Annotated in this window: 16 protein-coding genes and 1 riboswitch; of the genes, 14 read left to right on the top strand and 2 right to left on the bottom strand. The window is 45.1% G+C overall.

Going from position 1 to position 23,075, the window contains the following annotated elements:
• From NBH07_RS04295 to NBH07_RS04270, 6 genes are all read left to right on the top strand, one after another.
• Positions 1-2,367, top strand: a complete 2,367-nt coding sequence (locus NBH07_RS04295) for a GH92 family glycosyl hydrolase (RefSeq protein WP_250833467.1) — start codon at positions 1-3, stop codon at positions 2,365-2,367.
• Complete coding sequence (locus tag NBH07_RS04290) at positions 2,357-3,499, top strand: MFS transporter (RefSeq protein WP_009017168.1); 1,143 nt, start codon at positions 2,357-2,359, stop codon at positions 3,497-3,499. The genes NBH07_RS04295 and NBH07_RS04290 overlap by 11 nt, the downstream gene beginning before the upstream one ends.
• A 1-nt stretch (position 3,500) precedes the next feature.
• Positions 3,501-6,389: a glycoside hydrolase family 38 N-terminal domain-containing protein gene (locus NBH07_RS04285; RefSeq protein ID WP_009017169.1), complete on the top strand. Its 2,889-nt coding sequence runs from the start codon at positions 3,501-3,503 to the stop codon at positions 6,387-6,389.
• A 753-nt stretch (positions 6,390-7,142) separates the two neighbouring features.
• Positions 7,143-9,497: a GH92 family glycosyl hydrolase gene (locus NBH07_RS04280; protein ID WP_005857974.1), complete on the top strand. Its 2,355-nt coding sequence runs from the start codon at positions 7,143-7,145 to the stop codon at positions 9,495-9,497.
• A gap of 9 nt (positions 9,498-9,506) precedes the next feature.
• Positions 9,507-11,777, top strand: a complete 2,271-nt coding sequence (locus NBH07_RS04275; protein WP_009017174.1) for a GH92 family glycosyl hydrolase — start codon at positions 9,507-9,509, stop codon at positions 11,775-11,777.
• 118 nt (positions 11,778-11,895) lie between these two features.
• Positions 11,896-14,172, top strand: coding sequence for a GH92 family glycosyl hydrolase (locus tag NBH07_RS04270; RefSeq protein ID WP_250833466.1), 2,277 nt, complete (start codon positions 11,896-11,898; stop codon positions 14,170-14,172).
• Between the two features lie 37 nt (positions 14,173-14,209).
• On the opposite strand, the gene NBH07_RS04265 is transcribed toward NBH07_RS04270, so the two are convergent.
• Complete coding sequence (locus NBH07_RS04265; protein ID WP_122380303.1) at positions 14,210-16,750, bottom strand: hybrid sensor histidine kinase/response regulator; 2,541 nt, start codon at positions 16,748-16,750, stop codon at positions 14,210-14,212.
• A gap of 145 nt (positions 16,751-16,895) precedes the next feature.
• On the opposite strand from NBH07_RS04265, the gene NBH07_RS04260 reads away from it, so the two are divergent.
• The 7 genes from NBH07_RS04260 (at position 16,896) to NBH07_RS04230 (ending at position 22,080) form a co-directional block, all read left to right on the top strand.
• A complete protein-coding gene (locus tag NBH07_RS04260; protein ID WP_005866440.1) occupies positions 16,896-17,543 on the top strand; it encodes a cytidylate kinase-like family protein in 648 nt (215 codons plus the stop codon).
• Between the two features lie 58 nt (positions 17,544-17,601).
• Positions 17,602-18,210, top strand: a complete 609-nt coding sequence (locus NBH07_RS04255; protein WP_009017177.1) for a hypothetical protein — start codon at positions 17,602-17,604, stop codon at positions 18,208-18,210.
• Entirely contained in the window at positions 18,207-18,764 is a 558-nt protein-coding gene (locus tag NBH07_RS04250; RefSeq protein WP_005857961.1) for a glycoside hydrolase family 3 C-terminal domain-containing protein, read from the top strand. The genes NBH07_RS04255 and NBH07_RS04250 overlap by 4 nt, the downstream gene beginning before the upstream one ends.
• 85 nt (positions 18,765-18,849) lie before the next feature.
• Entirely contained in the window at positions 18,850-19,254 is a 405-nt protein-coding gene (locus NBH07_RS04245; protein WP_005857959.1) for a hypothetical protein, read from the top strand.
• Positions 19,251-20,552, top strand: coding sequence for a DUF3440 domain-containing protein (locus tag NBH07_RS04240; RefSeq protein WP_005857957.1), 1,302 nt, complete (start codon positions 19,251-19,253; stop codon positions 20,550-20,552). Before NBH07_RS04245 ends, NBH07_RS04240 begins: the two co-directional genes overlap by 4 nt.
• Positions 20,536-21,060, top strand: coding sequence for an IbrB-like domain-containing protein (locus NBH07_RS04235; protein ID WP_005857955.1), 525 nt, complete (start codon positions 20,536-20,538; stop codon positions 21,058-21,060). Before NBH07_RS04240 ends, NBH07_RS04235 begins: the two co-directional genes overlap by 17 nt.
• Before the next feature lie 90 nt (positions 21,061-21,150).
• Positions 21,151-21,247: riboswitch (TPP riboswitch) on the top strand.
• Between the two features lie 62 nt (positions 21,248-21,309).
• Positions 21,310-22,080: a sulfide-dependent adenosine diphosphate thiazole synthase gene (locus tag NBH07_RS04230; protein WP_005857953.1), complete on the top strand. Its 771-nt coding sequence runs from the start codon at positions 21,310-21,312 to the stop codon at positions 22,078-22,080.
• 56 nt (positions 22,081-22,136) lie between these two features.
• Here the strand turns inward: NBH07_RS04230 and NBH07_RS04225 are convergent, their stop codons facing one another.
• Positions 22,137-22,556: a hypothetical protein gene (locus tag NBH07_RS04225; protein ID WP_005857951.1), complete on the bottom strand. Its 420-nt coding sequence runs from the start codon at positions 22,554-22,556 to the stop codon at positions 22,137-22,139.
• A gap of 70 nt (positions 22,557-22,626) precedes the next feature.
• Between NBH07_RS04225 and NBH07_RS04220 the strand changes: the two genes are divergently transcribed.
• On the top strand, positions 22,627-23,031 hold the full coding sequence (locus tag NBH07_RS04220) for a DUF6769 family protein (protein ID WP_005857949.1): 405 nt from the start codon (positions 22,627-22,629) through the stop codon (positions 23,029-23,031).
• Positions 23,032-23,075 lie beyond the last annotated feature (44 nt).

Here is a 23,075-nt window from a genome sequence, read left to right as displayed (position 1 = left end):
ATGAGAAAGTATAGTATGAAGCCGGTCTGTTTCCTCTTGTTCCTGTGCGGGGTTTTCACATCCTGCGTGACACAAGGCAAGAAGGTCCAGCAAGAGGAGCTTAGCCAATATGTAGAGCCTCGGATCGGCACGGCGCATTGCCGTTGGTTTCATTTTACCCCGGGAGCGGTGCCTTTCGGTATGGCCAAGCCGGCCCCTTCTACGAACGGGCATATCGGGAATAAATCCGGTTGGGAGGCGACCGGTTATGATTATCGGGATCAATCGATCGAGGGTTTCCCCTGCTTGCATGAGTTCCAGATCGGCGGAATCGTTCTAATGCCTACGACGGGTTCATTGAAAACAATTCCCGGAGCGGTAGACGACTCGACAGGTATAGGATACCGTTCCCGTTTTGATCGTGCGGACGAGATCGCTACCGCCGGTTATTATTCCGTTCTCCTAAAAGATTACTCGATCCGGGCGGAGCTTACCGCTACCCCTCGTGTGGCTATCCAGCGTTATACGTTTCCGGCCGGAGAGGATAGCCGTATCTTGTTCGATATAGGAAACCGCCAAGGAGAAAGCGGAGCCGTGCGGGACGCGGAAATTACTTTTACGGAAGACGGGCGTATCGAGGGCTGGGTGATTACCGAGCCTGAATATGTGAGGAAATACCAGCCCGGGGCATCGGTTCCTTTGTATTTCTCGGCGGTGCTGGATAAGGCTCCCGTTGGATATGGCGCTTTCAACGGGGCGGATATCCGTCCGGATGAACGAAAAGCGACGGGTGTGGGAGCCGGACTTTATTTGACATTCCGTACCCAAGATCAAGAGTCGGTAACCGCTAAAGTAGGTCTTTCCTATACATCCGTGGAGAATGCCCGGTTAAATAGGGAGACGGAGGCCGCTACCCTTACGTTTGACGAGGCAAGGGAAATCTCTCGCCAAACATGGGAAGAATATTTGGGACGTATCCGGGTAGAGACTCCGGCGCGAGAGGATAAGGTGAAATTCTATACCGGTTTGTATCATGCTTTATTGGGCCGCAGATTGGCTAGCGACGTGAATGGCGCTTATCCGAGAAATGATGGCTCGGTAGGACAAATCCCTTTGAAAGACGGGAAACCGATACATAACTTATATAATACCGATGCCGCTTGGGGAGCGCAATGGAATCTGACGCAGGTTTGGGCTTTGGCCTATCCGGAATATTATTCGGATTATATAAGTAGCCATTTGTTGGTGTACAAGGACGCCGGCTGGCTGGCGGATGGAATCGCTAATAGCCGTTATGTCTCCGGGGTTGGTACGAATTTATTAAGTACGATTATCGCTGGCGCTTATCAATGTGGCATTCGGGATTTCGATGTGAATACGGCCTATGAGGCTTGCTTGAAGAATGAGTTGGATGGGGAGAATCGTCCATTGGGCGCAGGAAAGATCGATACCCGTTATTTCGTGGAATATGGTTATGTGCCTCATTTGGATAAGGGGGACGGGCCAGACGAGGCTTTCATGTTCTCCGCTTCCCATACCTTGGAATATGCTTATAGCGCATGGGCCGTGGCCCAATGGGCGAAGCAACTGGGTAAGACGGACGATTATAACCGTTTGATGGACTTATCGAAAGGCTGGGAGCGTATCTATGACCCTTCCTGTAATTTTGTCCGTCCCAAGAAGAAGGATGGTACGTTTATCGAGGACTTCAATCCGATGCAAGTATGGCGCGGATTCCAAGAAGGTAACGCTTGGCAATATACATTCTATGTACCGCACGATGCGAAAGGCTTGGTCGCGAAAGTAGGCGCAGACGTGTTTAACCATCGGTTGGATAGCATCTTCACGGTGTCTCGTAAATTAATCTTTAGCGGAGGCACGGAAGTAGGGGCTTTCGCCGGTTTGCAAACCTTGTATAACCAAGGAAACCAACCGTGCTTGCACATCCCTTGGATGTTCAACGAGGCCGGTCATCCCTCGCTTACGCAAAAATGGGTACGGGCGATCTTGAATGAGTTCTATGGTACGGATGGCATCTACGGTTATGGCTACGGACAAGATGAGGATCAAGGCCAGCTCGGGGCTTGGTACGTGATCTCTTCCTTAGGCTTATTCGATATGAAAGGCTTGACGGATCAAGCGCCTTCTTTCGCTTTGGGCAGTCCTTTATTCGATAAGATTACGATCCGGCTGAATGACCGCTATTATAAAGGGAAGGAATTCGTGATTGAGGTCCGTAATAATAGTAAGCAAAATGATTACGTGCAATCGATGAACTTAAACGGGAAACCATTGACGGATACTCGTATTCCTTTCTCGGAGATTGTTCAAGGTGGACATTTGGTTTTAGAAATGGGTAGCCAACCAAAAGATCGATATGAGAACTAAAAGTACGAACTCCGCTATATTCCCGATCCTTTTCGGCTTTTTTGTGATGGGATTCGTGGATGTCGTGGGAATTGCCACGAATTATGTGAAGATGGATTTTGGTTTGTCCGACACCTTGGCGAACCTATTACCCATGATGGTCTTTCTTTGGTTCGCCCTGTTCTCTGTCCCCACCGGTATCTGGATGGGACGGCACGGGCGTAGGAATACGGTAGTCGCTGCCTTGGCCATCACGACCTTGGCGATGCTGATACCTCTTTTCTTCTATGACTTTGCTTGTATCTTGTTTGCGTTCGCTTTGCTGGGAATTGGAAATACGATTTTGCAAGTATCTTTGAACCCGATGGTAGCCCGGGTGGTAAATCCGGATAAGGTAACGAGCGTGCTTACGTTAGGGCAGTTTATTAAGGCGGTATCTTCCTTCTTAGGTCCGATTATTGCGGGGGTCGCTTCCTCTTTTTGGGGGGATTGGAAGTTGATATTCATTGTCTATTCGGTGACTACCTTGTTATCTATCATCTGGTTGATAGCGACTATTCCGGGTAAAGAGGAAGGAGAGGAGCAAGAAGCCTCATTCGCCTCTACATTAGCTTTATGTAAAGATGCTAGGATACGGATGCTTTTCTTGGGGATTCTGTGTATTGTCGGGATCGATGTCGGTCTGAATACGACGATCCCCAAGCTATTGATGGAAAAGTTATCCATGCCGTTGCAAGAGGCCGGATTAGGGAGTAGCCTTTATTTTGCCGCTCGTACGGGAGGCTCTTTCCTTGGGGCTATATTGTTGGCGAGGATCTCGTCACGACCCTTCTTAAGGGGAAGCATGCTTATCGCTATCCTTGCTTTCATAGGATTGCTTATCTCGGATAGCTTGTGGAGCATGGGCGTTATGATCGTACTGGTTGGCTTGGCTTGTTCGAATGTGTTTTCGATCCTGTTCTCTTTCGCCTTGGAACATCGGCCGGAGCAATCCAACGAGGTCTCAGCCTTGATGATTATGGGGGTGTCAGGAGGCGCCTTGATTACGCCTTGTATGGGAGGCTTAGCCGATAGGTTCGGACAGGTAGCCGGTTTGATGCTATTATTAATATGTATGTTGTATATAGGACTTATATCAATAAAAACACGATAAGATGAAAAAAAGGACTTATTTATCAGCAGGATTGGCTTTGTTGATCGGGGCATTGTCGGTTCATGCGTCTCCGGGATTATCAGATATCAAGAGCCGTGTATTGCCGGCGGTTTATAAATCGAAAAACGGACTGACCCAAAAGGTCGAGATCTCCGTGAAACATGAAGGAGAGCCTTCTACAGTGACGATCCGTTTAGGCGAGCAAAGCCGTAAAGAGAAACTGGCGTCCGGGGATAATGTATTCCGAATCGAGATACCCGAGGTTAGCGCTACTCGCCAATTACCGTTGACGCTGACAAGTGGGAAAGAGAAAGAGGAAAGTACGGTTACCGTAAAACCGGTTCGCCATTGGCAGATGAATATGGTGCAGCACACGCATACGGATATCGGTTATACCCGTTCCCAAATGGAAATCTTGGCGGAACAGCTTCGATACATTGATTATGCGTTGGACTATTGCGATGCTACGGATAATTATCCGGATTTCGCTAAGTTCCGTTGGACTTGCGAGATCGCTTGGGCGGTTAGCGAATATTTGAAATGTCGTCCTGCGGAACAGATCGCTCGCTTGAAGCAACGGGTAAAGGAAGGCCGTATTGAATTAGCAACGATGTTCTTGAATTTTGACGAATTACCGGATGAGCAGACACTTGCCGCTTCTCTTTATCCGATCAAGCAATTCAGGGAAAATGGGATGCGTGCCGAGGTAGCTATGCAAGACGACGTGAATGGTATCGGTTGGTGTTTCAGCGAGTATTTTGCGGATGCCGGCGTGAAATATGTGAATATGGGAACCCATGGCCATCGGGCGTTGATCTGTTTTGATAAACCTACGGTGTTTTGGTGGGAATCACCTTCAGGGAAGAAGGTCTTGACTTATCGTGCGGAGCATTATCACTATGGTAATTTTTTCGGGATTCATACGGATAACTTTGACCAGTTCGAGGAACGTGTTTTAACTTATTTAGGTGAAATGGAAGCGAAAAATTATCCGTATGATATATTAGCGGTACAGCATTCGGGATATCTTACGGATAATGCGCCCCCTTCGACTAAAAGTTGCGAGATGTTACAGAAATGGAACGAGAAATATGAATGGCCGAAATTACGCACGGCGGTAGCCAGTGAGTTCTTTAAAACGGTAGAGAGCCAATATGCGGATCGTATCGAGACCGTTCGTGGAGCTTGGCCGGATTGGTGGACGGATGGTTTCGCTTCCGGTGCCCGCGAGGCCGCCATATCTCGTGTGACTCACTCGGATATTATCGCGAACCAAGCCGGATTGTCATTCGCCAAAATGCTAGGCGCTCAATTGCCGACAGACATCAATGATCGGATTCAGGACATCAACAAAGCTCTTTTGTTCTATGATGAGCATACTTTCGGGCATAGTGAGAGCGTGCGTAACGCTTATGGACTGGAAACTTGGGAACAACGCTCCTTGAAGCAATCGTATGCGTGGGAAGCCTATCGCCATTCCGGTTTGCTGGGAGAGGCCACTATGGGTATATTACAGTCGTTCGTGCCTAAAAGCGACGTTCCGTCTATCGCTGTATTCAATACGCTCAACTGGAGTTATAGCGGTATCGCTAAAGCTTATGTCGATCATCAGATTCTTCCGAAAGACAAGGCTTTCGAGATCGTGGATGCGGCTGGCAACGTAATTCCCGCACAAGCCGGCGAAAGCCGTTCCGATGGTACTTATTGGAACTTTTACGTGAAAGAAGTCCCGGCTTTGGGATACGCACAGTATTATATAAAGGTGAAGGATGCGCCACGTCCGGAAATACAGGGCACTACGGAATTAAAAGAGACACATGTGGAGAATCCTTGGTATGCCATCGACTTCAATACCCGTAAAGGTACGATTCGTAAATTATGTGATAAGGATTTGAACAAACAATTGGTTACGCCGGATGCGGAATGGGAGATGGGAGAGTTTATTTATGAGATTATCGATAGCCGTCATCCGATGGAACAATATCGTGCTCCCCAATTCCTCCGCCGTCGCCCAGAGAAGATGCGTTTCGAGAAATATGAGAAAGGCGATGTCTGGGATACATATCGTTTCCGGGGAGAGACAGTAGCGGGACGTGAGCCGAATAATTTGATGGTGGAATTCCGTGTATTTAACGTAACAAAGAAAATCGAGGTAGTTTATCGCCTGCGCAAAAAAGCGGTAACAGATCCGGAAGCGGTTTATATCGCTTTCCCGTTTGAGGTTGAAGGAGGAAAGATCCATTTAGATGTACCCGGCGGATCGATTGAGGCGGGTGTAGACCAAATCCCGGGCTCCTCTAACGATTGGTACACGGTGCAAAACTTCGCTACGGCTCGTAATGGAGAGTCACAGGTCGTGATGGGTAGCCAAGAAATACCATTAATGCAATTTGGGGCGATCAATACGGGGCGGTATAAAGCCGGAGCCGTACCTCAGTCCACGAATATGTATTCATGGCCGATGAACAACTACTGGGTAACCAATTTCAATGCGGACCAAATGGGAGAGATGCAATGGAGTTACTTCATCAACTCTTCGAAAGACAACTCTATTGAGTATGCGACTAAGTTCGCTTGGGAAAACCGGATTCCGTTCTTGACCCGTGTTTTGCCTGCCGGAGATAAAAAGGTGGAGCCTCTCCAATCGGCTTCCATTTTCAAGATCGTACCGGAGAATTTGTTGTTGGTAAACATGAGGCCTGTGGAAGGCGAGAATGCTGTTATGCTTCAATTGCGTGAGATAGGCGGGAAGCCAGCTACTTTCTCCGTAGCTTCAGATAAAATTAATTTTGTGAAAACTACGGTTTGTGATGTCGTAGGAGACCCAGTTTCGGGGAATCCGTTGAGTTTCGCTCCGTGGGAGAATAAGTTTATAAAATTATCTTGGTAGCATGGTAAGGGGCGGGGTTTGCCCGCCCTTATCCAGTTTGTCTTATGTTTGTATATTGAATGTTTTGATAGGATCTAATCCCAAATAAATCGGTATTATTCTAAGCAGAAGACTTGCTTGTGTTAGAGTGATGGGTGAAGAGTGTCATGAGAGACTCTGTTTCGGGTAATGCCTTATTGGATTTCAAGCCTTGTGGGAATAAGTCTATGGCGCTTTCTTGGTAGAAAGATTGTAGATAATGTGGTTCTTCTTTTATTTATAAAGGAAGGCTAAATTTTTTTATATTATCCAGTCTCTGAATATATTATCTGTTTTTTTCATAGAAGCCATACTAGTGCCATTTTCGCCTAGCCTTGAATCTCAATAAATTTAACATTTGTTTATTGTAACCAATTTAAAGTGTTTTTACTGTTAATATTTGATAGTTAATTATTTATGTGATAGAAAGACGATGATACTATTGTAAGTCCGTACGGAACTAGCATGTGATATTTAATCTTTTTCGATAGTGATAAAAGTGCGATGAACAGAGTATGATCTGGCTCATTGGATTTCTTTTTTCTAATTCTTTTTGTTAGATTTGCACCTATATTCGTATAATGCCAGAAATTCATAAGAAAGAAAGGGATATTTCTAAATAAATGACACGAGGATCACTTTCTATTCATGTTAATTAAATGGATATTTGTAGTCTAACTATGAATATAAAACACAAAAACGGATAAATTATATTATTAATTAAATAGCTATATCATGAAGAAAAAAAGCGTTTGGGCTTTAGCTTTAGCGGCGATGCTGATGTGGGTGGGGAAACCTGCGGCAGCGGCTGTGAATGAGTCTTTTGACCCAGTAGAGTATGTAAACCCGCTAATGGGGACGCAATCTTCCTATGAGTTGTCTACAGGAAATACCTATCCGGCGATCGCTCGTCCGTGGGGTATGAATTTCTGGACTCCTCAGACTGGTAAGATGGGAGATGGATGGCAGTATGTATATACGGCTAACAAGATCCGTGGTTTTAAACAGACCCACCAGCCTAGTCCGTGGATCAATGATTACGGACAATTTGCGATCATGCCGGTGGTTGGTAAACCGGAGTTCGACCAAGATAAACGTGCGAGCTGGTTCTCTCACAAAGGGGAGATCGCCAAGGCTTATTATTATAAGGTATATTTGGCGGAGCATGATGTGGTGACGGAATTAACGCCGACAGATCGTGCGGCTATGTTCCGTTTCACTTTCCCGGAAAACGAGCATTCTTATATCGTGGTGGATGCCTTGGATAAGGGCTCTTATATCAAGGTAATTCCGGAGGAGAATAAGATCATCGGTTATTCAACGAAGAATAGCGGTGGGGTTCCCGATAATTTCAAGAATTACTTTGTGATCGAGTTTGATAAACCTTTCACATACGAGGCTACATTTGCTGACGCTTCCTTGAAAGAGGGAACGAAGGAACAAACGAGTGACCATGTAGGAGCCGTTATCGGTTTCAAGACGAAGAAAGGTGAGATCGTCCACGCTAAGGTGGCTTCCTCATTTATTAGCTTCGATCAGGCCGCTATCAATATGAAGGAATTAGGTAACGATAACTTTGATACTTTGGTTCAGAAAGGTAAGGATGTTTGGAATGAGCATCTGAGCAAGATCGAGGTTGAAGGTGGAGATTTGGATCAATACCGTACTTTCTATTCTTGCTTCTATCGTTCATTGTTGTTCCCTCGTAAGTTCTATGAGATCAACGCTCAAGGCGAGGTGGTTCATTACAGCCCGTATAATGGTGAGGTATTACCCGGTTATATGTTTACCGATACCGGATTCTGGGATACGTTCCGTAGTTTGTTCCCATTCTTGAACTTGATGTTCCCGTCTGTAAACAAGGAAATGCAAGAGGGTTTGATCAATACGTATAAGGAAAGCGGCTTCTTCCCGGAATGGGCAAGTCCGGGCCACCGTGGTTGCATGGTCGGTAATAACTCGGCATCTATCTTGGTAGACGCTTATATGAAAGGCGTGAAGGTTGACGATTTGGAGACTCTATATAAAGGTTTGATCCATGGTACGGAAAACGTTCATCCGACGGTTTCTTCTACAGGACGTCTGGGGCATGAATATTATAATAAGTTGGGATATGTTCCTTACGATGTGAAGATTAACGAGAATGCCGCTCGTACATTGGAATATGCTTACAATGACTGGTGTATCTGGCAGATCGCTAAACAACTAGGCCGTCCGAAAAAGGAATTGGATTTATATGCCCGTCGTGCGTTGAACTATAAGAACCTGTACGACAAGGAAACCAAGTTGATGCGTGGCAAGAATGAGAATGGCGAGTTCATGGCTCCGTTCTCTCCGCTGAAATGGGGTGACGCTTTCACGGAAGGTAATAGCTGGCACTATTCATGGTCTGTATTCCACGATCCTCAGGGATTGATCGACTTGATGGGCGGTAAGGATTCATTTGTGATGATGCTTGACTCCGTATTTGCTGTACCGCCTTTGTTCGATGATAGCTACTACGGTGGTGTGATCCACGAGATCCGCGAGATGACCGTGATGAATATGGGTAACTACGCTCACGGTAACCAGCCGATCCAGCATATGATTTATTTATACAACTATGCGGGTCAACCTTGGAAGGCTCAATATTGGTTGCGTCAAGTAATGAATAAGATGTATACTCCGGGTCCGGATGGTTATTGCGGTGATGAGGATAATGGCCAGACTTCCGCTTGGTATGTATTCTCAGCGTTAGGATTCTATCCGGTAGCTCCGGGTACGACCCAATATGTGTTGGGCGCTCCGCTGTTCAAGAAGGCTACGATCCATTTTGAGAATGGAAACAACTTGGTGATCAACGCCCCGAACAACAGCGATAAGAATATCTATATCGAATCTATGACGTTCAACGGCAAGAACTACACCAAGAATTATTTGGATCATAACGATTTGTTTAAGGGTGGCGTGATTGACTTCAAGATGGGTGACAAGCCGAATATGAATCGTGGTATTAATCCGGAGGATATGCCTTACTCATTCTCCGTAAACGAGGAAGGGATCAATAAACTTTCCCCTATTTCTGTAAAACCTAGTAAAAAGAAGAAATAAGCAATTAAGATGAATTTCATTCATAAACCATTAATGTCAGGCATAGCGATATGCCTGACATTTTTCGCATACTCCTGTGCTACACCGGAGAAGATGGAAAACAAGACAGACTTTACCGCATATGTAGATCCTTATATCGGATCGGGAGAACACGGACACGTATTTGTCGGGGCGAACGTTCCGTTTGGAGCTGTTCAAGTAGGTCCTCAGAATATTTTTAAGGGATGGGACTGGTGTTCCGGTTATCATTACTCCGATAGTATCATTATCGGATTTAGTCATACGCATTTGAGCGGAACCGGATGTTCTGATCTGGGGGATATCCTTCTGATGCCTTATACGGGCGAGGTACGTACCGCCCGTGGCGAGCAAGATAATATAGAGGGAGCCGTTTCTTCCTATTATAAACATGCCAACGAAGCCGTAGCTCCGGGATATTACTCTTTGCTGATGGATAATGGCGTAAAGGCGGAGTTGACAGCGACCGAGCGTGTAGCCTTACATCGTTATACGTATCCGTCGGGAAGCGAGCATCGCCTCTTGATCAACTTGAAGGAGGGTATCGGTGATAAAGCGTATGACACTTATTTGAAGAAGATTGATGAGTACACGATCGAGGGGTACCGCTTTTCCAAAGGTTGGAGCCCACGTCACAAAGTATTCTTTACGTTGAAATGTGATCAGCCGATCGAGTCTTTGGCTGTATTCAACGATGATGAGGCCGCAGGTAATGATGAGTTGACGGGCGAGTCCGTTAAGGGAGTGATTACCTTTAAGGGAGATGCCCCGACCGCCTTGGTAAAGGTCGCTATCTCTTCCGTAAGTTGTGAGAATGCCTTGGCTAACTTACGTACGGAGCTTTCTCATTGGGATTTCGACGAGGTTCGTAACGAGGCTATCGATAAATGGAATGACCAATTGTCTTGTATCTCCATCGATACGAAAGATGAGCGTGCCAAGAAGATTTTCTATACCGCCATGTACCATGCGTTTATCGCTCCGACGTTGTATTGCGACGCGAATGGCGATTTCCGTGGCCATGACGATAAGGTGTATACGAACAATACTTGGAAGAACTATTCCACTTTCTCTCTATGGGATACGTATCGTACCTTGCATCCGTTGTTCACGATTATCAAGCCTCAATATGTGTCGGATTTGGTGAACTCGATGTTAAGCATTTACGACCAGCAAGAGAAATTACCGATCTGGCCGTTGATTGGTGGTGAGACGGACCAAATGCCGGGATATAGCGCTGTGCCTATTATCGCAGATGCCTATCTGAAAGGTTTTACCGGCTTTGACGCCGACCGTGCGTATCGTTATATGGTTGCTTCATCTGTCTATGAGAAGCAAAACGGGGTGCCGTACGTGTTGGAAAAAGGCTATATCCCTTGTGATAAGGTACGTGAGGCTACTTCTATCGCGATGGAATATGCCGCTGATGATTGGGGTATCGCCTTGATGGCGAAAAAAATGGGCAAGACGGAGGATTACCAAAATTACTTGAAACGTGGTAAATATTATACGCAGTATTTCGATAAGGATATCAACTTTATCCGTCCGAAAATGAATGATGGCAGCTGGCGTACGCCGTACGATCCGATCCAGTCCATACATAGCGTAGGCGATTTCTGTGAGGGAAATGGCTGGCATTATACATTCTTCGTGCCCCAGCATCCGGAAGGCTTGATCGAGTTGATGGGTGGCGACGCTCCGTTTATCTCGAAACTGGATTCTTTGTTCTTGGTGGAAGGTGAGTTAGGAGAGAACGCCTCTCCGGATATCAGTGGGTTGATCGGCATGTACGCCCATGGAAATGAGCCGAGCCATCATGTCACTTACCTTTATCCATACGCCGGCGAGCAATGGAAGACAGCCGAGAAAGTTCGTTACATCCAAGATGTGTTCTATACCGACCAACCGGAGGGCATCATCGGAAACGAGGATTGTGGCCAGATGTCCGCTTGGCATATCATGTCTGCCTTGGGATTTTACCAAGTAAATCCTTCCAATGGCGTGTTCGTGTTCGGTAGCCCGTTATTCGATAAGGCTTCCGTTCATTTGCCGGAGGGTAAGACTTTCGAGGTCGTAGCCCAGAACAACAGCAAGGAGAATGTATATATCCAATCCGTGTTGTTAAATGGTAAACCTTATAACAATTCTTATATCTTGTATGATGATATCGTGAAGGGAGGGAATCTTACCTTTGTGATGGGAAGTACACCGAATAAGGAGTTCGGAGCTGCCCCGGAAAATCGTCCGAAGACGGCTGAGTAAATAGCTCCCTTACTAGTGAGCGGTTAGCTCTGTTACCCGTGAGACAACGTCTCACGGATTGCCGGGAAAGTACCCGGCTGAGAAGCAAAGAATAATTAACGAATTAATAATCGACAAAATGAAGACAAAGCTTAAAACTTCGATGGCCCTTTTGGCTTCCGCTTTCCTGTGGGTGTCATGCGCCGGTGGGGGAGGGACTTCTCCTTCGGCGATGGACCCGGTGGATTACGTGAATCCTTATATGGGAAACATCAGCCATTTATTGGTGCCTACTTTCCCGACCGTGCATTTGCCGAACAGTATGCTACGTGTATATCCGGAGCGTGCGGACTTCACGGGCGACCGTCTGGGCGGTTTGCCTATTATCGTGACAAACCATCGTGAGCGTTCCGCGTTCAATTTATGCCCTTATCAAGGTGACGAATCCGGCTTGCGACCCGTGATCGCTTATAGCTATGACCGGGAGAAGATCTTGCCGTACCGTTATCAGGTATATCTGGATAATGAGGAAATCGACGTGGACTTCGCCCCGTCCCATCAAAGTGCCGTATATTCGCTCACTTTCGAGAAAGAGGGACCGGCTTATCTGGTATTTAACAGCCGTAACGGACAGCTACAAGTAAATGGTAATTCCGTAAGCGGTTATCAATATATAGATAAGAAAACGAAAGTCTTTTTATATGCCGAGACGAACCAGAAGCCTGTGAAAGCGGGTGTATTGTCAAACGGCAGTGTCAACTATAACGAGACCTCCGTGGAAGGTACCAATGCCGCTATCGCCCTTTCCTTCGGGGAGGACGTGAAGAAACTTGGCGTTCGCTACGGTATCTCTTTTATCAGCGAGGAACAGGCGAAGAAGAATCTGGAGCGTGAGATCGCCGCTTACGACGTGGATGTGGTAGCGAAGATCGCCCGCAACGATTGGAACGACGCTTTAGGTAAAATACAAGTACAAGGCGGTACCAAGGATGAGAAGACCGTATTCTATACATCTTTATATCGTTGCTACGAACGCCCGATTTGTTTGAGCGAGGACGGACATTATTACAGCGCTTTCGACGGAAAGATCCATGAGGATGGCGGACGGCCTTTCTATACGGACGACTGGATTTGGGATACCTACCGTGCTACGCATCCCCTGCGTGTCTTGATCGATAATGAGCGTGAGAACGATATCATCAACTCTTATCTCCTGATGGCGGAGCAGATGGGTACCGACTGGATGCCTACCTTCCCGGAGGTGACGGGAGATACACGCCGTATGAACTCAAACCATGCCGTCGCTACCGTGATCGACGCTTACCGCAAGGGCTTGCGTGGGTTTGAGTTGGAAAAGGCTTATATCGCTTGTAAGAAAGGTATCGAGGAAAAGACCTTGATCCCGTGGTCTGCCGCTCCCGCCGGTTGGTTGGACGATTTCTACAAGGAACATGGCTATATTCCCGCGTTGAGACCGGGAGAGAAAGAGACGGTGCCTAACGTATCCATTTGGGAAAAACGTCAGCCGATCGCCGTGACTTTAGGAACTTCGTATGATGAATGGTGCTTGTCCCAGATCGCTCAAGAATTGGGAAAGAAAGACGAGGCGGATTATTATTTGCGTCGCTCTTACAATTACCGGAACGTATTTAATCCGGAGACAGGTTTCTTCCATCCGAAAGATAAGGATGGCAAGTTTATCTATCCATTGGATTACCGTTATGATGGTGGTCTGGGTGCCCGTGATTATTACGATGAGAATAACGGATATATTTATCGTTGGGACGTACAGCATAATATCGGTGACTTGATCTCTTTGATCGGAGGCAATGAGGCGTTTATCTCTGCTTTGGATTCCATGTTCAATACGCCGCTGGGTATGTCTAAATGGCAATTCTATTCCACGCTTCCGGATCATACGGGTAACGTAGGTATGTTCTCTATGGCGAATGAGCCGAGCTTGCATATCCCGTACTTGTATAATTATGCGGGTAAGCCTTGGATGACGCAGAAACGTATCCGTACCTTATTGAATCAATGGTTCCGCAATGATTTGATGGGTGTACCGGGTGATGAGGACGGTGGTGGTATGTCCGCTTTCGTTGTCTTCAGTCAGATGGGATTCTATCCGGTGACTCCGGGTTCTCCTACCTATAATATCGGTAGCCCGATGTTTACCGACGTGAAAGTGGATATGGGTAACGGCAATACGTTCGAGATCCGTGCGAATAACGCGTCCGATGAGAATAAATACGTACAATCCGCTAAGTTGAACGGCGTAACCTTGAACCAGCCTTGGTTCAATCATAGCGATATCGCCGCCGGTGGTTTGTTAGAGTTAGAGATGGGGCCGAAAGCGAATAAGGAATGGGGATTGGGAACGCCTCCTCCTTCTGCCGCTCCGATGCCTAAGTAAATAAAAAGCGTGTTGCGATTGTCGCAACACGCTTTTTTTATGCCAATACCTTAGCGATTAATTTCTTTAGTTCTTTTATATCAATGGGCTTCACTACATAATCCGTGAATTCACATTGTTTGGCGATCTCCTTTTCCCTTTCGAAAGCGAATGCCGTGAGCGCTATGATCGGAATGGTCTTGGATAAGGTGCGGATTCTGCGAGTCGCTTCGAATCCGTCCATAACCGGCATTTTTATGTCCATCAGGATTAGGTCCGGATGATATGTCTCGAACATATCGATAGCCTCTTGCCCGTTTAGCGCATGATAAAGTTGGTATTGCTTGCCAAACAAGGTTTCCAAAAGGAAATAATTCTCATAAACGTCCTCGGCGATTAAGATGGAATGATGCCTATCTGAACGGGGCGTTTCTTCGGATTGGACGGGGATATCCGGTGAAAGCTCAATATCAGTCCGTTTTGTGTCCAAAGGCAGAGTGAACCAAAAAGTGGAACCCACCCCTTCTTCAGAGTCTACGCCGATTTTACCTCCTAATGCCTCGATAATGGTTCGGCTGATGGTTAATCCCAATCCCGTACCTTGCTGGAAAGTATCTACCTTGATGAATCGCTCGAATATACGTCTTTGGTTTTCCGCGGAGATACCGATACCTGTATCTTTCACGCAGACTCGGATAAAATCCCCTTCTATCTCATAATAAATCGTGATACTTCCTTTTGTGGTAAATTTGATAGCGTTATTCACGAAATTAGATATCACTTGCATAACCCTCCGCTCATCGGTTTTAACGATTACGGATGGGGAGCCGAGATCAAAGATAAGAACCACGTCTGAAGGCATCTTTATAGAGTCTGCCAATGCGATTTCGCCACATATATCCTTGATGTCCACTTCCTCGAAATGATAATCCATGGTTCCCGCCTCGATTTTAGAGAAATCAAGGATATCATCGATCAGTTGCAGTAGCAAATCATTGTTTTTATGAATGATATCTAAATAAGATTGACGCTCTACCTCATCATCAATCTCGGCGATTATATTTGAGAACCCGACGATAGCGTTCAGCGGCGTGCGTATCTCATGACTCATATTCGCCAAGAATGCGGACTTCAATTTATCAGCTTCCTTTACCTTGATTAGCTCGATCTCCTTTTCCCGTTGCTGGGTTATGTTGGAGGTATAGCTTACGATCCTGTTAGGCGTTCCGTCATCGTTGAATTTATAGGAGCGTACATTGGAGTTGAACCAGAATGTTTTGCCATTGAGGATACGCCTGTAGGCCGCTACGAAGTTATTGATCTTCCCTTGCAGGAGAGGTTTGAACTGTTTATTATATACCCGGTCAAAATCATCCGGATGGATTGAGGATTTATAGTCTTCTTGATTCTTGAAGTTGTAATCATGAATCGCTTTTAGCCCCTCATTATTATTAATGTCTTCATTGAGGCCAAAATCTACGGTCAATTTATCATTCTCTACATCGTATTCCCAAAGAATGGAATCCCCGGTATCTACCGATACTTTTAGCCGGGCTAGGCTATTTTCGATTTGTTCCCGCTTGATGTGATTCTCGGTATCGTCGAATACAATATAAATATAGCCGAATATATTATCAAGAGAGTCTTTTAATGTGACTCCTTTTACCAACAGATGCTTTGTTTTAGAATCATGATGACTATCGTAATAGCCGTTTTGAGAAGCAACCTTGAAATCATAATTAAGAGGAAAGAATATATCTTTTCCGTTTTTGAGGCTTTGGTTTACATATTTCGGGATATTAGGATTCTCGAACATATTCAGTCCCACGGCCTGCTCACGGGTAACACCAAAAATATCGAGATCCGCTTGGTTGATATCTACCAACACTCCATTCTCATCATAAAGTTCGGCGCCCCAAGGCATCTTGTCGAAAATGATCTTAAACTTCGTCTCGCTTTTCATGACTTGCATAGCCGTATGTTCTACTAATCCTTGAACTTCCCCTCTTTCAATGGCTATGGAAAGGATATCAGCCAACATATGTAAGTTCTCTATATCTAAGGCACTCCAGTTCCGTTTCTTTTTTACAGAATCAAAGCCGATAAATCCGGATGGTTTGCCTTGCTTGAAAATAGGGATGACTAATAAGGATGAAACCTCTTGCAAAATCAGAAGATGCTGCTCACTCTTCGCCTCTTCCGGCATTTTAGAGACATCATGAATAACGATATCCATGCCCTTTTTGATACTGTCGTACCACCAAGGAATCTCGTCTTGCGGGAGTTGACGCAGTAAATCCTCTCGCATAGAGATAATGCCATCACAAGTAACTTCATTCGTAAAATCAACAGTATGAGTTTGTTCGTCAAATGTTCCGATATACACCCGATCCACATCGAAAAATTGTAAGATGCGGAATAGCGCTTGGTCAATAACCGAGTTTTTTTTGGCTCCAAGAAGAAGTGACAATACATCCGACATCGTTTTTCGCAAATCAATCATATTGGCCAAAATCAAGTCGGTCTTTTCATCTTCTACATCGGTCTTCTTGTCTATAGCCTCATTAAGAAATGTTGTATTGGAATGAATGTTATTCATGATAAATTGAGTGTACTAAATTTATTCGAAAACAAATGTAAGTATAAACTTTGATTATTTTTTGTTTTAGTGTTTATTATATTATTATCGTGGCTTTAAAAATAATTTTGTACGTTTGTAAATGGTTGAATTAAACTTGAAATCTATGGATAATAAAATCATATTGACGATAGGCCGCCAGTTCGGAAGCGGTGGCCGCGAGATCGGACAACGTTTGGCGAAGGAGTTGGGTATCGGTTACTATGATAAGGAACTGATTACCGTGGCGGCCCGTGAGAGTGGATTATGCGAGGATGTTTTCGAGAAGGCGGACGAACGTGCCTCCAGTGGTTTATCGTACGCTTTTACGATGGGGTATTCTTCTTTTATGGGAGGGATGTTTACGCCTTATAATGATATTTTGTCTAATGACGGTCTTTTTAAGATACAGAGTGACGCTATCCGTAAATTGGCGGAGACTGAGTCGTGTGTTTTGGTAGGGCGTTGCGCTGATTATATCCTCCGGGATGATCCGGCTTGTTTGAGCTTCTTTATCCATAGTTCAGTGGAGAGCCGGGTCCAAAAGACCGTGGAAAGGCATGGTGTGACGGTGGAAGAGGCGAAGAACATGATGGAGAAGACTGATAAATCCCGTGCGGCTTACTATAATTATTATACGAATAAGACATGGGGAATGGCCTCTTCTTATAATTTCTCGATCGATGTATCCGTATTAGGGATCGACGAGACCGTGGAATTTATGAAAAGCTTTATCGAGCGCAGATTGAATAAGCGTCCGCCTCATTTCGGATAAATCGTATTCTTGAGAAACCATTATTGAATAGAGATTAACCTATTAAAACTAAGAAAGTATGCGAAAACCTTTTATTACTGTTCGGCTGACCCATGGTATGTTGGGCGCCTTGTTAGTTTCCACCTGTGCTTGTTCGGGCACGAAGTGGACGGAGGTGGAGAAAGATTCTATCCGTATCGTTACCCAGCAAGAAGGAGCTGTATTAGGATATTCCGCCAATTCGGGGGTGAGACTTCTTACTGTTGACGGATATGCCTTCAAAGATCTGAATCGGAACGGGCGGCTTGATCCGTATGAGGATTGGCGTCTTACGCCCGAGGAACGTGCCGTTGATTTGGCCGGACAGTTATCTACAGAGGAAATCGCCGGATTGATGCTTTATAGCGCCCATCAATCTATCCCCGGTGCCTCGAAAGGGTTTGGAACTTCTACCTACAATGGCAAATCTTTTGATGAGAGTGGAGCCCAGCCATCCGATCTTTCCGATGCGCAGCGTAAATTCCTCACCGAGGATAATGTTCGTCATGTATTGGTTACGAGAGTGCAAAGCCCGAAAGTGGCGGCTCGCTGGAATAATAATGCGCAAGCTTTAGTAGAGGGTATCGGTCATGGTATCTTACGGTCGTTGATAATCCCGATGAGGCGGATTTCGCCATCGTCTTTATGACGAGCCCGAACAGTGGTACGGGGTATGATAAATCCGATTGTGAGAAAGGTGGAAACGGTTATATGCCTATCAGTTTACAGTATAATGATTATACCGCTACCTATGCCCGTAACCCAAGTTTGGCGGGGGGAGATCCGTTTGAGAATTTCACGAACCGTTCTTATAAAGGTAAGTCCGTGAAAACAGCTAATAAGCAGGATATGCTTTCTGTTTTGGAGACAAAGGCTAAAATGAAAGGTAAGCCTGTAATCGTATCTTTGGAGATGGATAAGCCTACGATTATGTCCGAGTTCGAGGGTTCGGCGGATGCCATTCTGGTGAACTTCGGTGTACAAAACCAAGCGGTCTTGGATATCATCAGTGGAAAAGCCGAGCCTTCCGCTTTGTTGCCTTTGCAGATGCCGGCAGATATGCGTATCGTGGAGGAGCAATTCGAAGATGTTCCCCGGGATATGAAATGCTATACGGATAGCGAGGGCCATCTGTATGATTTCGCTTTTTGTATGAATTGGAAAGGCGTTATCGATTATGAGCGAGTGACTAAATATAAATAGAGTAAATTACATTTTTGTGTTTTTGTGGCTACGGTATCTATATATAATGCCTAAATTTGCATGGTAATATTATTAAGTGCAGACCATGAAAATTATGACATTGCAGGGAACGGACAAATTGTTATATGAACTTGTCGCACCTTTGGTCATGAATCCAGCCATTTTGCGACAAAATAACAATTACCCTTTTAAAACATCTCGTAGCCACGTTTGGTATATAGCCTTTCATGAAACAGCTGTTGTTGGTTTTATGCCTGTAAAAAAAGGACATCTCTATTACTCTATAGACAATTATTTCGTGAGTGGTGATGATCCTTCGGTATTGAGTGAACTTCTTGAAGAAGTCATAAAGGATTTTTCATCTCAAGCTTCACTTATGGCTGTTGTGCATAAACGTCATGTAAAAGTGTTCTCACAAAAAAAGTTCCAGACATGTGTTGAGTGGAAAAATTATGATAAAATGCATTATTTACCGGAGGTAGAGTCATGATGCGAAGAATGGATGTGTACGAGGCGACAGAGAAAAGATTGAAGATCATTTTTGATTATTTCGATTACGTATACGTCTCTTTTTCCGGCGGAAAGGATAGTGGTGTACTGTTGAATTTGTGTGTAGATTATATTCGTAGATACGCTCCGGGACGAAAATTAGGTGTATTTCATATGGATTATGAGGTTCAATACAGCCAGACGACCGAATATGTGGAAAAGGTTTATGCCGCTAATTCCGATATCCTTGATATTTATCATTGTTGTGTTCCTTTTAAAGTCCAGACATGTACATCTATGTTTCAACAATATTGGAGACCTTGGAGCGAGGAGTACCGGGATATCTGGGTTCGAGAGATGCCCCATTCATGTCTCCGGGCGAAAGACTTTGACTTTTTCAAGGAGGACATGTGGGATTATGATTTTCAGAATATGTTCCCTTTTTGGTTGTATCAACGGAAAATGGGCCGGCGTATATGTTGCCTTGTTGGTATCCGTACCCAAGAGAGTTTTAATAGGTGGCGGGCCATACATAGTGATAAGAATTACAGAAAACTAGCTAATTATAAATGGACTCGCAGAATGAATTATTCTATATATAACGCATATCCTATTTATGATTGGAAAACTCAGGATATCTGGATAGCGAACGGAAAGTTCGGTTGGACATATAATCATTTGTATGATTTGTATTATCAAGCAGGGGTGCCTTTGTCCCGGCAACGTGTGGCGAGCCCATTCATATCCCAAGCGATATCCACACTGTTCATTTACAAAGTTGTCGATCCCGACATGTGGGGGAGGATGGTTGGACGTGTAAACGGTGTTGGCTTTGCCGGTATATATGGGAATACCTCCGCTATGGGATGGAGGGCTATCAAGTGCCCAGCCGGGTTCTCTTGGGAGAAATATATGTATTTTCTCCTAAATACTTTACCCGAAGAAACTCGTGAGAACTATTTGAATAAGTTAAGAGTCAGCCGTAAATTCTGGAGAGAAAAAGGAGGATGCCTCAGTGAGGAGACTATCGCTAAGTTACGGGCGGCTAATATTCCTATCATTGTGGAAGAATGTACCGCTTACCATACGGATAAGAAACCGGTACGGATGGAGTATATCGATGATATCAATATACCTGAGTTTAAAGAAATCCCTACTTACAAACGTATGTGTGTTTGTATTTTGAAAAACGATCATACATGTAAGTATATGGGTTTTTCCCAGACAAAACGAGAAAGGGATATGAGAAAAGAAGTAATGGACAAATATAATTTTTATAAGCATGGGAAACTTTGTTAGTCCGGCATATGGTGTTAGGGCTGTCCCTATAGAAAAAATTGTAGCCAACAGCTATAACCCTAATATCATGGCACCACCGGAAATGCGATTATTGGAACTTTCCATTTGGGAGGATGGCTATACGATGCCTTGCGTCTGTTATTATCTTGAAGAGGATGATTTATATGAGATAGTAGATGGTTATCATCGTTATCTGGTTATGAAGCAATCTCAAAGGATTTATGATCGTGAGAAAGGAATGTTGCCTGTAACGGTGATTGAGAAAGATATTTCAAACCGAATGGCTTCAACCATTCGCCATAACAGGGCTCGAGGGATGCACAACTTGGAACTTATGACGGAGATTGTTACGGAGTTGGTCAAATCTGGGATGTCTGATAAGTGGATCATGCGTAATATTGGAATGGATAAAAATGAGTTACTTCGGTTCAAGCAGATTTCGGGATTAGCTGAATTATTCCGGGATAAAGAATTCGGTTGGTCTGATGACTGGTCGGAAGAAGATTAAGCTTCTTACATTTTGTTTGGCTGAGCGTTTTTTGCCTTTTATGGCTCTGTTGAGTACATATATACTAATTTTTTGTACATTTGCCCCCGACTTTTCACATAGGGGTGCCCGAGTCATACGGGCTGAGATTATACCCATCGAACCTGATCCGGGTAATGCCGGCGAAGGGAAAATAAGGTAGAACTAGGAAATAAAGGGGGCGTTACCTCTATGTGCTCCCTGATGTTTAAACTTTAATTAGTTATTAAGATGGAACAGATTGTTTCAAGTGGAATCATTGACTCTTACTTCGAGAAGTTGAAGAGCAACTTGTCTGTGGATGTAGCGATCGTGGGAGGGGGACCTTCCGGTATCGTGGCCGCTTATTTCTTGGCGAAAGCCGGTAAGAAGGTGGCGTTGTTTGATCGTAAGCTGGCTCCCGGTGGAGGTATGTGGGGCGGCGCTATGATGTTCAACGATATCGTGGTGCAGGAAGAGGCTATGCCGATTATCAAGGAATTGGGCGTAAGTTATAAAGAGGGTGCTAACGGCACGTATATCATGGATTCGGTACATACCACTTCCGCTTTGATTTATCAGGCGACGAAGGCGGGCGCTACGATCTTTAACTGCTATTCGGTAGAGGACGTGGTGTTTCATAACGATGCCGTAGCTGGTGTGGTAGTGAACTGGGCTCCGGTAATCCGTGAGGGGATGCACGTGGATCCGTTGACGATCATGGCAAAGGCTGTCTTGGAAGGTACGGGGCATGATTGCGAGATCGCCCGTGTGGTAGCCCGTAAGAATGATATCCAATTGAATACACCGACCGGAGGCGTGATCGGCGAGCGTTCCTTGAATGTGGAGCTGGGTGAGCAGACGACGGTGGAGAACACGAAGGAGATCTACCCGGGATTATTCGTTTCCGGTATGGCCGCTAACGGCGTAAGCGGTAGCTTCCGTATGGGACCGATCTTTGGCGGCATGCTGATGAGCGGCAAGAAGGCGGCTGAGTTGATCTGCGAAAAGCTTGGGAATTGAAAATTGAGAATTGAGAATTGAGAATTATTGATTGTTGTATCTTTAATTTTCAATTCTCAATTCCCAACGGTTTTTCCTTGTCTCAAGAATAAGAATCCCGTTATGATCAACGCCGTGGATAATCCCGTATAGAATACAGAAATGAAAGAATTCGGCAGTAAATGGAGCGCACGGATCGTGATCCCGAAAGCGATCATGAAGATCATGATAATCCAACCTTTCACGTCGAAGAAAGAGAACGGGCAATGTTTCCCGTTTTTCCGGGAGATCCGTTCGGAATGTTTATAGAAAAGCCGTTTAAAGACCAAATTGAAGAAAAGTAAGAAAACGATGGTCGCTTCCCCGATCTTGAATAACCAATAATGGGTATCGTTTAACCATGTGACGATACCGATGCGTAAGATATTGATACCGGCGAAAATCCATACGCAACCGGCGGTATATAATAATACCTTTTTATTTACTCCAAACTTCATCTATCTTTTTATTTACCGCAAACTTACAACATTCATGTAAAAAACGGAAAAATATCCTTATCTTTGTGCCATGCGTGAGAAAATGAAACAGAGGGTTGTACAATACGTGGTGCTGATGGCCGGCATCTTGGCATTGCTTTCTGTGGTTATCCCTCACCATCATCACCGGGACGGGATGCCTTGTTATCAATCCTTGACCGCGGAGCAAGCGCATGGCGATAAAAGCACTGATACGCATGATTGCGGTTGCGACGGGCATAACTTGGCCTATTTCAGTACGCATATTTCTCATTTTATGGATGGAGATGTGGATATACATCTGATGCCGTTACTCGTCTTATTTGATTACATTTATCCACCTGAACCGGCGTTTTGCGGACAGCTCCTTGATCACGAGAACGCCCCTTACATTGAGTCGCTGCACGACACTTGGATAGTGAGTGCCTCGGGACTTCGTGCCCCTCCTATGTCTTGATACCTCGTTTGTGAGAGCGGGTGAGGACAGACTTGCCCCTATCT

Origin of the sequence: Parabacteroides sp. B2-S-102 (assembly GCF_023656665.1) — a bacterium.
Lineage (GTDB): Bacteria > Bacteroidota > Bacteroidia > Bacteroidales > Tannerellaceae > Parabacteroides > Parabacteroides distasonis.
Note: the sequence above shows the minus strand (reverse complement) of the source record. Positions and strands in the feature narration are given on the sequence as shown.